The organism is Halovulum sp. GXIMD14794 (assembly GCF_054457455.1).
Genome location: NZ_JBTLNF010000007.1, coordinates 266,412 through 279,185, shown reverse-complemented (window position 1 = coordinate 279,185; position 12,774 = coordinate 266,412). Strand labels below are relative to the sequence as shown.

6 protein-coding genes are annotated in these 12,774 nt (G+C 65.7%); 4 read left to right on the top strand and 2 right to left on the bottom strand.

Going from position 1 to position 12,774, the window contains the following annotated elements; all coding sequences use genetic code 11:
- Window positions 1-19 precede the first annotated feature (19 nt).
- Window positions 20-1,459, top strand: a complete 1,440-nt coding sequence (locus tag ACW9UR_RS18485) for a mechanosensitive ion channel family protein (RefSeq protein ID WP_458918527.1) — start codon at window positions 20-22, stop codon at window positions 1,457-1,459.
- Between the two features lie 68 nt (window positions 1,460-1,527).
- On the opposite strand, the gene ACW9UR_RS18480 is transcribed toward ACW9UR_RS18485, so the two are convergent.
- The gene (locus ACW9UR_RS18480; protein ID WP_458918526.1) at window positions 1,528-2,445 is read right to left on the bottom strand and encodes a DUF2950 domain-containing protein; all 918 of its coding nucleotides are present in this window, start codon (window positions 2,443-2,445) and stop codon (window positions 1,528-1,530) included.
- 1 nt (window position 2,446) lies between these two features.
- A complete protein-coding gene (locus ACW9UR_RS18475) occupies window positions 2,447-3,775 on the bottom strand; it encodes a DUF3300 domain-containing protein (protein ID WP_458918525.1) in 1,329 nt (442 codons plus the stop codon).
- 286 nt (window positions 3,776-4,061) lie between these two features.
- Between ACW9UR_RS18475 and ACW9UR_RS18470 the strand changes: the two genes are divergently transcribed.
- The 3 genes from ACW9UR_RS18470 to ACW9UR_RS18460 all read left to right on the top strand — a co-directional run bounded on the left by ACW9UR_RS18470 (window position 4,062) and on the right by ACW9UR_RS18460 (window position 12,770).
- Complete coding sequence (locus tag ACW9UR_RS18470; protein ID WP_458918524.1) at window positions 4,062-5,768, top strand: bifunctional sulfate adenylyltransferase/adenylylsulfate kinase; 1,707 nt, start codon at window positions 4,062-4,064, stop codon at window positions 5,766-5,768.
- A 154-nt stretch (window positions 5,769-5,922) separates the two neighbouring features.
- Entirely contained in the window at window positions 5,923-7,839 is a 1,917-nt protein-coding gene (locus ACW9UR_RS18465; protein ID WP_458918523.1) for an autotransporter assembly complex protein TamA, read from the top strand.
- Window positions 7,839-12,770, top strand: a complete 4,932-nt coding sequence (locus ACW9UR_RS18460) for a translocation/assembly module TamB domain-containing protein (protein ID WP_458918522.1) — start codon at window positions 7,839-7,841, stop codon at window positions 12,768-12,770. The genes ACW9UR_RS18465 and ACW9UR_RS18460 overlap by 1 nt, the downstream gene beginning before the upstream one ends.
- Window positions 12,771-12,774: the final 4 nt, after the last annotated feature.

Sequence of the window (12,774 nt, the reverse complement as noted above, 5' to 3'; positions counted from 1 at the left end):
GTTGAATCTGGCAGCTTCCGTGCCGGACACGCTATTCAAGCTGCTGCTTGCGGGGGTCCTTGCCCTTGCCCTGATGCTGGGGACCGCTTTCGCGCAGGATGCCGAGGCGCCCGCCGATGCCCCTGCAGAGGACGCGGCAGCGCAGCCGGCGCCCGAAGAGGCTGCCGAAGAGGAGGCCGCACCGGCACCGCCGGACGCCGTCCTCGATCCCAGTATCGAGACCGAAGAACTGGTTCTGCGGCTGGTGCCGCTGACCAAGGACGAGCTGGTCGAGGTCGCCACGGCCTGGCTGGGCATCGTCAAGGCGCAGACCCAGCAGGTGATCGAAGCGCAGATCGAGGCCCAGCAGTCCGAGGGCGACGCGGCGAGCGCGGCGCTCGACAGGATGGCCGAGCTGACGACCGAACGGGGTCGCATGTTCGACAACCTCACCGCAGTGGTGAACAGCTACGAGAAGAAGGGCGGGGACGAAGCGGTTGTTGCCGACTTCCGCGCCTACCGCTCGGCCGTGCTGGTCGAGGAAACGCGCAACGCCGATGCGACCGCGCTGCTGACGATGGCGACAAACTGGCTGACCAGTTGGGACGGCGGACTGGGGCTGCTGAAGAACATCGTGATCATCATCGTCGCGCTGTTCATCCTGTTCATGGTCGCCCGTTTCGTCCGCAACCTGGCCTCTCGCTGGATCGACAAGGTGCCGAACCTGTCGAAGCTTCTGCAGGCCTTCCTGCTGGTGGTGATCTACTGGCTGACCGTGGCGGTCGGCCTGATGATCGTGCTCTCGGCGCTGGGGGTCGACATTACCCCGCTCTTCGCGCTGATCGGTGGTGCCTCGTTCATCATTGCCTTCGCGATGCAGGATACCCTGGGCAACCTGGCGGCGGGCTTGATGATCATGGTGAATCGGCCCTTCGATGAGGGCGACTATGTGGATGTCGGCGGGGTAGCCGGGACGGTGAACAACGTCTCGATCAGTTCGACCACCGTGACGACGCCGGACAACCAGGTGATCGTGATCCCGAACAGCAAGGTCTGGGGCAACGTCATCACGAACGTTACCACTTCGGCCACGCGGCGCATCGATCTGACATTCGGCGTTGGCTACGACGACTCGATCGAGAAGGTGCAGCAAGTGCTGGAAGAGACCGTCAAGGCGCACCCGCTTGTGTTGTCCGACCCCGAGCCGGTGATCCGTGTGCACGAACTGGCCGACAGTTCCGTCAACTTCATCTGCCGTCCGTGGGTCAATGGCGACGACTATTGGACCGTCTACTGGGACCTGATGCGCCAGGTGAAGGAGAGGTTCGACGCCGAGGGTATCTCGATCCCCTACCCGCAGCAGGATCTGCACGTGAAGCAGGGCAATGCACCGATACCGGTGGCCCCGCCCAGCCGCGGCGCCTCGGCGGCGGCCGGCGAAGGCGGCGATGCGGACATGGGCGAAGCGCCGGAGACCTGATCCGGTTGTCCTCAGCGAAAGCGGCCGCGCCTCATGTGAGGCGCGGCCGCTGGTGTTTCGGGGCGAGGCTACTCCTCGACGGGGCTCCAGCCCTCGCCGGGATCGAAGCTGGTCATATCGAACGCAAGATCCGCGGTCTCCTCGCCGAGATCCGCCTCGTAGACCACGCCGGCCTCCGAGACGATGAAGGTCGAGACCCCGGTTTCGCCATAGATCGCCGGGTAGGCGACCAGCGCGTGACCCGCGACCTGGTTGCCGTTGACAACGTAGTCGTACGCGCCGCCCGGCGCCGAGGCACCCTGCGCATGCAGCATGCGGAACAGGTAGCCGTTGTAGGGCTGCGGTTCCTGTGCCTCGCCGTCGATCTCGTAGCCCTCGGCCGCCGCGCTGGCGACGAAATCGCCGATCGGGCTGTCATCGCCGGGCCAATAGAGGCCGTCACGGGCCTCGGGGCTCGAAGACAGAATGTGCATGGCGAACTCCATCACCCCGTCGCTGTCGTGGTCGACGAGCCGGAACTCGGCCTGCACGTCCACGTAGCCCTCGAGAATCTCGATGGTGTCGAGCTCGTTCATACCGATCCGGCGGGCGAAGACCTCGTCGCGCCCGGCCTCGGTGTCGAAGGACCAGCTTCCGTCGTCGTTCTTCGCGAGCGGTACCGCGAAGGGCCAGTCGTCGTCGCCGAGTGAAAGAACGAGGCTGCCGTCCTCCTGCTCCTCGAAGGCATGGCCGCCTTGGATCAGGCTCAGAAGATCGGCCCAGTCCTCCCGGTCCTCGGGGCCTTCGCCGCTTTGCACCATGTCCTCGGCATCGGCACCGAAAACCTCGAGCAGCGGCCCGACCTCGGCTGTTTCGAGCGCAGAGGCGAGGCTCGCGACCGCCTCGTCCGGAGAGGCATAACTGGCGGCGTCCTGCGCCGTTGCCATGATCGGTGCGGCGGCGATGATCGCGCCGAGCGCCGCGCTGTGCAGTAGAGTGCGGGTCATCTCAGCGTCTCCGTTTGATGGATTTGGACTTGCCGCGGGACGAGGCCTTGCGGGCCTTCGAGCCGCCGGCGCTCTTCTTGATCGCGTGCGACTTCGAGGGCGTACGCTTGATCGCGGGCTTCTTTGTCGTCGTCGGTCGCTTGATCTGCGGCTTGGAGGCAGAACTGCGCTTCACCGCCTGTTTCTTGGCCGCTGCGGCGCTGCCGCGATCCACGTTCGGCCGCGCGCGGTCGCCCGAAATCTGAGGCAGGTCGCGGTTGCGGTTCTGGCCGACGTCCCGCGTCCCGGGACGGCTGATGTCGCGGGTGCCGGTCTCTTGCTGAAGCCGGTTGCGCAGGTCGTCCGTCTGCGAGGGACGTTTGGCGGGCAGGGTCTTCGGCCGGTCGCCCTTGTACCGGTCCGAGACCTTGTCGCGGGCCTCTTTCCGCTTCGCGTCGTCCGGCTTCCAGCCGATGTTGTCGCGGTCGATCCTGTCACCGTCGATCCTGTCACGATCGATGTCGACCCGATCACGATCGATGTTCACGCGGTCGCGGTCGATGATGACGTCGCCGTCCACGTCGATGTCGATGTCCGGGTCGCGGATGATCGGCCGATCGTCCCAGCCGCCGCAGTTCCGGCAGCCCCAGTAATCGTTCCAGTCATCATCATCGTCGAAGATCTCGTCGATTATGATTGCCGTCCCGAAGCCGACGGCACCGGCGACCAGCGCATCGTTCACGCCGAAGACCTGTTCGGGCTGGTAGCTGGGCACATAGACAATTTCGGGGTCGGCGGGCTGGATGATGACAGTGTCTGACCCGTCTTCGACTTCTACTGTCTGCTGCTCGGTGGACGCGAGCGCGCCGCTGTCCATCGCATCGGTCCGCAGGCGCTGGATGCTGTCGAGCACGTCCTCTTCCTGCGAAAGCATGGCGAGGCCGACGGTCTCGGTCCAGTCGATGTTGTCTGCCATTTCCCCCAGCACGTCGGGGAAGGCGGTGGCGAGTACCTCGACGCTGAGGTCGTAGTCCTGATCCTCGATATCGGCCTTGAGAGTCTCGGGTTCCTGATCCGGATGATCTTCGAGGAAGCGTTCGGCCTTGACCACGTCGATAGGCACTGTCGCGGCGACGAGGATTTGCATCAGCAGGGTGTCCGGGTAGAGCGCGACCGGCGCGACGAGCGTCTCGATTTCCTCGGTTGTCAGGAGGTCGTCGCCGCCGTCGGTCTGTTCCTCTGCCGCCGTTTCCGGTTCGGCGGCGTCCTGGGCGAAGGCCGCGGGCGCCGCGAGCAGCAGCGCGAGCGCCGTCGTGGCGAGCCCGTTTCGGCCCGTCGTTCTTGGTGACATCTGATTCCCCTAACGCGTTTCCCCGCGGCCCGCGACGGGCCACCGGAAAACTCTCACCCAGTCCGCATTCTGTTTCAACGCGCGCGTGCCCGTTCCCCTGAAAATGTGCCCGAAATCGGCCACCCGGGCCCAATTTCGGTCCGACCGAGTTCCACATCGCCGGATTTTTGCCGTAACTGTTGCAGCTGTGTGCGGATTCCAGTGGTTTCCGGACGGAGGCTTTGACTACCCGGGGGGGTGCTGCTAGAGGCCCCGCATCTAGCCGATTCACGCGCGGGAAAAATTCATGACCTCTCCGAATACGATGCCCATCCGGGAACTCTATGTCTCGTACGACAGCGCCGAGAAGCTGAAGAAGGAGGCTGCCGAGCTGGTATCGTGGGATCTGAACCCGCGCCAGATCTGCGATCTCGAGCTGCTGATGAATGGCGGCTTCTTTCCGCTGAACGGTTTCCTGGGCAAGGCCGACTACGACAGCGTTGTTGAGAACATGCGCCTGACCGACGGCTCGCTTTGGCCGATGCCGATCACGCTGGACGTCAACGAGGCCTTCGCCGAGACCGTCGAGCCGGGCCAGGACATCGCCCTGCGGGACCAGGAAGGCGTGATCCTCGCGATCCTGTCGGTGTCGGACAAGTGGACGCCGGACAAGGCGCGCGAGGCCGAGAAGGTTTTCGGTGCCGATGACGACGCACACCCGGCGGTCAACTACCTGCACAACACTGCCGGCAAGATCTACCTGGGCGGCCCGATCACGGGCATCCAGCAGCCGGTGCACTATGACTATCGCGGCCTGCGCAACACGCCGAACGAGCTGCGCGCCTATTTCCGCAAGATGGGCTGGCGCCGCGTCGTGGCTTTCCAGACCCGCAACCCGCTGCACCGTGCCCACCAGGAGCTGACCTTCCGCGCTGCGAAGGATGCGCAGGCCAACCTGCTGATCCACCCGGTCGTCGGCATGACCAAGCCGGGCGACATCGATCACTTCACCCGCGTGCGCTGCTACGAGGCGGTGCTGGACAAGTACCCCAGCTCGACCACCTCGCTGAGCCTGCTGAACCTGGCGATGCGCATGGCCGGCCCGCGTGAGGCTGTCTGGCACGGCATCATCCGCCGCAACCACGGCTGCACGCACATGATCGTCGGCCGCGACCACGCCGGTCCGGGCAAGAACAGCCAAGGCGAGGATTTCTACGGCCCCTACGACGCACAGGAGCTGTTCCGCAAGCACGAGGACGAAATCGGCCTGGAAATGGTCGACTTCAAGCACATGGTCTACGTGCAGGAGCGCGCCCAGTACGAGCCCGCCGACGAGATCGAGGAAGGCCTGACCGTCCTCAACATCTCGGGCACCGAGCTGCGCCGCCGCCTGTCCGAAGGCCTCGAGATCCCCGAGTGGTTCTCGTTCCCCGAGGTGGTCAAGGAGCTGCGCCGCACCAAGCCGCCGAAGGCGCAGCAGGGCTTCACCGTGTTCTTCACCGGCCTGTCGGGCTCGGGCAAGTCGACGATCGCCAACGCGCTGATGGTCAAACTGATGGAGCTGGGCGGTCGCCCGGTGACGCTGCTGGACGGGGACGTGGTCCGCAAGAACCTCAGCTCGGAGCTGGGCTTCTCGAAAGAACACCGCGACCTGAACATCCGCCGCATCGGCTATGTCGCCTCCGAGATCACCAAGAACGGTGGTATCGCCATCTGCGCACCGATCGCACCCTACACGGCGACCCGCCGCGCCGTGCGCGAGGCGATCGAGTCCTACGGCTCGTTCGTCGAAGTGCACGTCGCGACGCCGCTGGAAGAGTGCGAACGCCGCGACCGCAAGGGTCTTTACGCGATGGCGCGCGCCGGCAAGATCAAGGAGTTCACCGGCATCTCGGATCCCTACGAAGAGCCTAAGAACCCCGAACTGGTGCTCGATACGACCAATGTCGAGGTCGACAACTGTGCGCACCAGGTCCTGCTGAAGCTGGAAAGCCTGGGCCTGATCGCGGGCTGACGGACCGCTTTTGCCGCCCCGCCACTGACCCGTGGCGGGGCGGTCGCATTTTGCAACATGACGCCGGAAATCCGGCGGTTGCCGGTTTTGTTTTCCGGCATTTGCCCTAAGGTTCTGCACCGAGGAACACGGAACCGGGGGCAACGGGTCAGACATGAACTATCGGGCGGGAACGCGCTCAGCGCTTGTGCTGATCCTGATCGCTGCGACTGGCATTCCGATGCCCGCTTCCGCGTTCGAGATCTTCGGCGTCCGCCTGTGGGGGGAGCCGAAGGAAGAGCAGCCCGACGATATCGGTATCCTGGATCCGCGGCCCTATTCGGTGGACTTCAGCGTCGGCATGGCCGCGAGCGGCGTCGACAGCACGCTGCGCCAGGCCTCGGCACTTTGGGTCAATCGCGATCTGCCCGCCTCTGGCGCTGCCGGTCTGATCTCGACCGCGCAGGAGGATTACCGGGCGATCCTGGCTGCGCTCTATTCGGAAGGCTACTATTCCGGCGCCATCGGCATCCGCATCAATGGCCGCGAGGTCACCGGACTGTCCCTCGGCAGCCAGTTGAGCGATCCGATCCGGGTTCAGGTTTCGGTCGATCCGGGCCCGCGATACCGGTTCGGCAGGACCGATTTCATCAACGAACCACCGCGCCCCGCGAACATCGACCTGTCCGAGAACGAGGTCCTGGCCCGCGAGCGGTTCCAGACTGGCGAGATCGCCTATGCCGAGATCGCACTCGATGCCGGCGATCGGGCCATCCAGGACTGGCGGATGGCGGGCTATCCCACTGCGGATGTGGGCGAGCGGACCGTGGTCGCCGATCACGATCGGGATATTCTGGACGTGACAATCCGCATGGACCCGGGACCGCGCGCGAATTTCGGCCAGGTCACGGTGCAGAACCGTGGTGCGGTAGATGCCGAGTTCATCCGCTATATGAGCGGCATCAGGCCGGGCGAGCCGTTCTCGCCCGACGATATCGAGCGGGCCTCGGACCGGCTGAACGAGCTGGGCGTGTTCAACGTCGTTCGGATCACCGAAGCCGAGCAGGTGTCTCCGGATGGAACACTGCCGATCACCGTCGAGACTGCGCCGCGCAAGCCGCGCCGGGTAGGCGTCGGCGCGACCTTCTCGTCCATCGACGGGCTCGGGCTGGAGGGTTACTGGCTGCACCGCAACCTCTTTGGCCGGGCCGAGCGGCTGCGGTTCGACGCCAGCATCGGCGGGCTGATCGAGGAATCCGATTTCGAGGATATGGACTACCTGCTGGGCGGGACGTTCACCAAGCCCGGCGTCTTCAGCCCGGACAACGACATGATCCTTGGCCTGACGGCGGAGCAGGAGAATTTCAGCGACCGGCTTGAGCGCTCGGTGACCGGCCAGTTCGGTTTCAGCCGGTGGTTCAACGACCGGCTGACCGGCAGCGCCTTCCTGGAACTGCGCTACTCTTTCGTCGACGACGATCAGGGCGAGCGTGAGTTCTACACAATCGGCGCCCCGGTTTCGCTGGTCTACGATTACCGCAACGACGAGCTGGATCCGACGCGGGGCTACTATATCGCGGGTCAGGTCAAACCATTCGTCGAGCTGGAGTTCGACTCGGTTGCGGTGAGGACCGCGATCGAGGGGCGGAAGTACTTCCCCTTCAACGAGGGCAAGACGGTCTTGGCGACGCGGCTGGGATACGGGACGGTTCTGGGCGGCGATCTGCTGGACCTGCCGCCATCCGAGCTGTTCTTCACCGGGGGCGGCGGTTCGGTCCGCGGCTACGAGTACCAGAGCAACGGCATCAACGTCGACGGCAACGAGGTCGGGGGCCGCTCGGCGCTCGAGGGTTCGCTGGAGATCCGACAGCGATTCCTCGACACCTACGGGGTCGTCGGTTTCGTCGATGCCGGTCTGGTCAGCGCCGATGAGTTTCCGTCGAACGAAACCGATCTGAAAGTCGGCGTCGGTCTTGGTGCGCGCTACTATACTGGGCTGGGGCCGCTTCGACTCGACATTGCGGCGCCGCTCGACCGGGACGAAGGAGATTCGAGCGTTGCCTTCTATGTCGGTATTGGGCAGGCATTCTGATGCGTCGTTATCTTCTTCCGCTGCTGCTTCTTCTGACGCTGAACGCCGGCGTCGCCACCGCGCAGGACACCGCCGAGGGCGAGGACGACAACGGGTTCGTCATCAACCTGCTGGAGCGTCAACTGTCCACCGACAGCCGCAAGATCCGCCTATCCGGGGTCAACGGGCTATTGTCGTCCGAGGCGGAAGTGGGGCTCATCACCATCTCGGATCAGGATGGCGTCTGGCTGAGGATCGAGGATGCGCGCCTCGACTGGAGCCGCACGGCGCTGCTGCGTGGCCGGGTGCAGGTGAACAGCATCGCCGCCGAGCGGATCATCGTGCGCCGCAAGCCGTTGCCCGAGCCGGACAAACTGCCGGACCCGTCGGCAGGGCCCGCGTTTCAGATCCCTGAACTGCCGGTCTCGGTGCGGATCGACGAGCTTACGGTTGCCTCGGTAGAGCTGTCCGAGGACGTGGCCGGGACTGCCGCGCAGCTGCGGGTCGACGGCTCGCTGGTACTGGCGGATGGCACACTGGAAAGCTCGCTGACCATCGACCGGCTGGACGGACCGGGGGGACGTTTTTCGCTCGATGCGACCGTCGATGGCGACGGCGTGGTTGACGTGAACCTCGCTGCCTCGGAGCCGCGCAATGGTGTTGTGGTGAACCTGCTGAATATCGAGGGGCGCCCCGCTCTCGAAGCGGCGGTGTACGCGACCGGCACGCTTGAGGATCTTCGGGTCGAGCTGGATTTCAAGGCGGACGGGCAGGATCTGTTCGACGGCGAAGTCGAGGTCGTACAGCAGGACGGGCTCTATTCCTTCGACGCGAGCCTTGCGGGGCGCTTTCAGTCGCTGCTGCCGCCCGAGTTTCACCAGCTTGTCGCAGGTGAGGCGACGCTGACTGCCTCGGGTGAGCAGACCGCCGGTGGCGGGTTCCACCTAGACGATTTCGCGCTGGACAGCGGCGGGCTGCGGTTGACGGGCAATGTTCGCACCACCGCCGACGGATTTCCCGAACACCTGGAGATCGATGGGGCGCTGAACCCGGAAAGCGGCGATCCTCTGGTGCTACCTGGCGAGTCCGGCGTAACCGTCGCGGGTGGCACGATCCGATTGCGCTACGGCAACGGCAGCGAGTGGAGCGGCGAGATCGCGGTGACCGGTGTCGAGACGCCCAATGTTTCGATCGACGCGACAACGCTGACGATGGGCGGCCTTGCGATGCGGCTGGACGAGCCGGACCGCCGGCAGGTGACCGCGGTGATCGACGGCACGGTCGAAGGGATATCGGGCGACGATCCGGCGCTGGCGCAAGCGCTGGAGGGTGCGCTGAACCTGCATGTGGATGCAGCCTGGAACGCCGGCGAGCCGGTGGTCCTGAAAGATACGACGGTGCAGGTCGGCACGGTCGAGCTGGTGTTGAACGGCGAGGCCAGCGAGGCGGGCTTCAACGGGCGCCTTCGGATCGACGCCGAGGACATGGCGCATTTCGCGGCGCTGGCCGACCGGGATTTGGGCGGCAGCCTGAATGCCGTGGTAGAGGGCCAGGTCGATCCTCTGAACGGCAGTTTCGATCTGCTGCTCGACGGTCAGGCCGTGGACCTGGCGCTGGGCGTCCCGCAGCTCGATCCGCTTCTGCAGGGCGAGACGGTCCTGGCTGGTGGCCTCGGGCGCAGCGAGGAGGGCATTCGTGCCCGCGACTTCCGGATCGAGAACCCCGAGCTCTCGCTGCGCGCGGATGGGATCTATGCCGCGCTTGGGTCTGATTTCTCGTTCACCGCCGCGCTGTCGGACCTTGGTCTGGTGACCGAGCAAGCCAGCGGCGCGGTCCGTTTCGAGGCCAATGCAACGGGCGGCGTGGACGGTTTGCAGATGACCGCCGAGTTGGCGATGCCTGAGGGCACGCTGGAAGGGCGTCCGGTGTCCGACGCGGTTCTGGACCTGGTTGTCTCGGGCGCCAATGCGCAGCAGGTCAGCGGGTCGATCAATGGCGGCGCGCAGGTGGGCGACTTGCCGGTCCGGATGGATGGCGGCTTCTCGCTGAACAACGGCGTTCAGGCGGTAAAGGCATTCACTTTCACGGCCGGCGCGACCCAACTGGACATCACCGCAGCACGCGGCACCGACGGCCTAGTTGCCGGGACCGTGGATCTTGAGTCGCCGGATATCTCGGAGGTGGCCGCGCTGGCGCTGCTCGATGCGCAAGGTGCAGCGGATGCGACGCTGATCTTCTCGCGCAGCAAGGGCACGCAGAGGGTCTCGATGACGGGCGGCGTCTCGGGGATCGAGGTCGAGGGGGTCAGCGTCGGGAACGCGGACCTGGACCTGGTGATTTCGGATGTGCTGGGTGTGCCGCTGGCCTCGGGCACGGCCGAGGTGCGCGACGTCGAGGCGGCGGGCTTCACCCTCAACGCGCTGTCGCTGGCCGCCGAGGCTGACGGCGACCGGATGAACCTGACCGCCGATGCGGCCATGCAGGACGGTACCCGTGCGTCTCTGGCGGGGAGCCTCGCAAATCTGCGCCCGGGCATCGAGCTGGAACTTGAGGCGCTTGACCTGACCCGCGACGACATAGCGGCGCGGCTGATCGATCCCGCCACCGCGACCCTTCGGGACGGAACCGTGACGGTCACGCCGTTGGCCTTGGCGATCGGGGATGGCCGGTTGGAGGTCGTTGGCAGTGCCGGGGAAGTGCTGGACCTGCAGCTGGCGCTGACGTCGCTGCCGCTGGACGTGGCGAATGCCGTGGTGCCCGACCTAGCGGTCGAGGGACGTGTCAGCGGACAGGCGACGGTGACCGGCACGCCGGACAATCCCACCGCCGATTTTAGCGTGGACGCACGTGGCATGAGTGCCGCGCCGCTGGTCGAGTTCGGCGTACCGCCTGTCTCGTTGAGCGGTTCGGGCCGGGTGGAAAACCGGGTGGTGACCGCCGACGCGACCGCGCAGGCCGGTGACAAGCTTGATCTGGCGCTGGCGGGATCGGTGCCAATGGACCCCGAGGCCGAGGGGCTGGACCTCGAGATCGTGCTGCGCTCGCTGGCGCTGGATCTGGCAAATGCTGCCGCGCCCGATCTGCAGCTGTCGGGGACGGTCAGCGGTCGTGCGGAGGTATCCGGGTCGATCGCCGCCCCGAAGCCGAGCTTCGATATCGGCGCGGAAGATGTGACTGCCGCACCGCTGGTCGCGGCCGGTTTGCCGCCGGCGCGGATCGCGCTTCAGGGGACCGAGGACAACGGGCTGGTCGCTTTGTCGGGTACGGCTCAGGCCGGTGACCTGGTTCAATTGACGGTCGATGGCTCGGTGCCGGTCGACCCTGCGGCCGAGACGATGGACCTGACGATGACGATCCAGCGTCTCTCGCTGGCGCTTGCCGAGGCCGCGGCGCCGGGGACCGGCGCCACCGGCTCTGTGACCGGGACGGTTGTGGCGAATGGAGCGCCCCTGGATCCGTCGGTGCAGTTCAACCTGACGGGCTCGGGCATCTCGGCAACGGCACTGCGTGAGAACGGTCTGCCTGCGCTGTCCCTGGATGTTGCGGGCAGCTACGCAGGCATGGTCGTGCAGCTCGACCGCGCGGCGGTCACCGGCGGCGGAGTGCAGGCGAACGCAAGTGGCGCAATACCGCTTCAGGGCGACGGTCTGAGTGTCGATGTGACCGCACAGGCGCCGCTGTCTGTAGCCAATATCGCGCTGGCCAGTTCGGGCGCGCAATTGCAGGGGACGCTGAATGCAAACGTGACGGCAAGCGGTAGCCTGCAGGCGCCCTCGCTGTCGGGAAGCGCCAACATCGGTAACGGGACCTTTGCGCTGCGTTCCGCCAATCTGCGGATCGATGGCATCACCGCCGCCGCGCGCTTCGACGGAGACCGTGTGCTGCTTGAAAACCTCTCTGGCACTTTTGCCGGTGGCGGCACCGTGAGGGCGGGCGGCAGCATCGGGATCACCGCGCCGTATCCGGCTGACCTTTCAATGGACATCAGCCAGGCGCGCTATACCGATGGCCGTATCGTGAACACGGTGATCAATGGCGACCTGGCGCTTCAGGGGCCGATCCTGGGCGACGGACTTCTGAGTGGCCGGATCGACCTCGGGCGGACCGAGATTGCGATCCCGCGCAGCTTCGGGATCGCCGAGGGCGTTCTATTGGATATCGATCACCGCGACCCGCCGCGCGACGTGGTGCTGACTTTGGAACGCGCGGGTGTGTTGGGGCAATCTGTCGAGGAAGAGGACAGTGGCGGGCTGCCGCTGCGCGTCGATCTTCTGGTCAGCGTGCCGAACCAGCTGTTCATCCGGGGCCGTGGGCTCGACGCCGAAATGGGTGGAGAGATCCGTCTGCGGGGCACGCTGGCCGACATTCAGCCGGTCGGCGAGATCGAGTTGATCCGAGGTCGCCTCAGCATCCTCGGCCAGCGCATCGATTTCGACGAGGGCTCGGTCACGTTGATCGGCAGTCTCGATCCTCAGCTGCGCTTCGTCGCGGTGACGGAGGCGAGCGACGGCACGACGGTCAACGTCACGGTCCAAGGTCCGGCAACGGATCCCGAAGTCACGTTCTCGTCGAGCCCGGATCTGCCGCAGGACGAGGTGCTGGCGCTGCTGATCTTCAACCGCAACCTTTCGGACCTTTCACCGGTGCAGATCGCCCAGCTGGCCGGGGCCGCGGCGACGCTCTCCGGTCGGGGCGGAAACAGCCTCGTGGACCGGTTCAGGTCCGGAACCGGGCTTGCCAACCTGGACTTCACCACCGGGGATGACGGCGAGGTCGGCGTCCGGGCCGGCGCCTATCTGAACGATCGCACCTACCTCGATGTCGAGGCCAATGCCGAAGGCGAGTCGATCGCGACGATCAACCTGGATATCTCGGACTCGGTGCGGGCCAAGGCGAGCGTGGACAACGAGGGCGAAACCTCGATCGGGATCTTCTTCGAGCGCGACTACTGACGAT

Bases quoted from the DNA above. Each gene is read 5' to 3' on its own strand.
- ACW9UR_RS18480 (WP_458918526.1), bottom strand. From the start codon at position 2,445: ATGACCCGCACTCTACTGCACAGCGCGGCGCTCGGCGCGATCATCGCC.
- ACW9UR_RS18475 (WP_458918525.1), bottom strand. From the start codon at position 3,775: ATGTCACCAAGAACGACGGGCCGAAACGGGCTCGCCACGACGGCGCTC.
- ACW9UR_RS18470 (WP_458918524.1), top strand. From the start codon at position 4,062: ATGACCTCTCCGAATACGATGCCCATCCGGGAACTCTATGTCTCGTAC.
- ACW9UR_RS18465 (WP_458918523.1), top strand. From the start codon at position 5,923: ATGAACTATCGGGCGGGAACGCGCTCAGCGCTTGTGCTGATCCTGATC.
- ACW9UR_RS18460 (WP_458918522.1), top strand. From the start codon at position 7,839: ATGCGTCGTTATCTTCTTCCGCTGCTGCTTCTTCTGACGCTGAACGCC.